The 1,395-nt window shown below is 64.6% G+C and carries 1 protein-coding gene and 1 pseudogene; one reads left to right on the forward strand and one right to left on the reverse strand.

All coding sequences use genetic code 11. The annotated features are described in order from the left end of the window. The coding region (gene cobG / locus HX846_RS18500; RefSeq protein WP_372241988.1) for a precorrin-3B synthase at positions 1 to 1,115 on the reverse strand (1,115 nt) is incomplete at its 3' end. A gap of 95 nt (positions 1,116 to 1,210) precedes the next feature. Here cobG and HX846_RS18505 point away from each other — a divergent pair. Beyond that, positions 1,211 to 1,395, forward strand: a pseudogene (locus tag HX846_RS18505) (cobalamin biosynthesis bifunctional protein CbiET); the annotation flags it as partial.

The raw sequence follows: 1,395 nt of genomic DNA on the forward strand, positions 1-1,395 counted from the left end.
CCGGACAGGTGCACGCTGTGGCCGGGCGCTAGCGCGGCCAGTTGCACGGCGTCGGCCTTGGTGTCGGACAGGCCTTTGGCGCAACCGCCGGCGCCGGTGCAGGCGATCATCCGTGCGAGGGGTTGGTCCACCGAACACAAAAAGCCAAGCTGTTCGAGGCGTTCGGTGACAGCCGCCGCATCCTGGATATTGGGCAGCAGCAGGCCTTGCCATGGCGTGACACGCAAGGTGGCGTCGCCATGGTCGACGGCCAGTTGCGCAGCGCCCCTGAGCATCGCCGAATCCAGGCGGCCCAAGGGTGCGACGGCGGCGACGTAGACCTGGTTTTTTTTTTGGCGCTGTGGATAACTTCCCAGGTGCAGCGGCGCGGGGTTGGAGTGCCTTGAAAAGCCATCAACCGGCTGCAATGGCATATTCAGCTGCCGCAAAAAGTTATCCACAGCGGTTTCAGCCAGCAGGTGGCGCATGCGGGTTTGATCAGGCCGGGCCAGCTCAAGGAACCGCTCCAGCACCGCCACCACCAGTGCATGCCCTTGTGCCAAAGGTACCGCCGCCAAGGGCGCATCCCGCGCCGGGCAGCCTGCCAGGCCGAATGCCAACAGCGTGTTGCCATTGGCATCGAAGGCTGACAGCCACAGGTCGTGATGATGCTCGAGCATGGCCAGGGCTTCACCGCCGTCCAGTTGCACGGCGAACTTGGCCGACAGCTCATGGAAACGCGGGTGGGTTTCCAGGGTGGTGAGGATCTGGTCGGCCAACGGTCGGGTATCGAACAGCATCTCGCGGTCAATGCCGGCACTGGGGCTGAGCATCAGGTTGCGCACATCATCACCGGCGGCACGCTTGGGGCCCAGGTCGGCGGCCAGCAAGGCGGCGATCAATGCATCCTGTTCGGCGCCGATCCCGCGAATCTGCAGGTTGGCGCGGTTGGTCGCCTCGATCACCCCGCCGGCATGGGCCTGGGCGGCGTCGGCCACGGCAAACGCCTGCTCGGCGCGGATCGAACCGCCCGCTAGTTTGATCCGGCAAATCCCGCCATCCAACGCCTGGACAATACGCAGCAACCCCGGACAGGCCGAGGGGCGCAAGGTATTGGACGGTGGTATTGGTTTCACGGGGCTACCGGTTCACGGGTAAAGGCGCGGTATTATGCCTGCTTTGTCCGGCGGCATGAAAAGCCTGCCCGTCGGATGTCGTTCAAGGAATTCATATGTCGCCCTGGCTGACGGTAGTAGGCATCGGTGAAGACGGCTTCAAGGGCCTGGGCAGAAACGCCCGGCACGCCCTGTTGCGCGCCTCGCGCATTATTGGCGGGCAACGCCAGCTGGACTTGTTGCCGGTGTGCATCCGTGGCGAACGCCAGGTGTGGCCCAGCCCGTTTTCCCTGGAGCCGGT

This window comes from Pseudomonas sp. K5002 (assembly GCF_013386655.1).
Lineage (GTDB): Bacteria > Pseudomonadota > Gammaproteobacteria > Pseudomonadales > Pseudomonadaceae > Aquipseudomonas.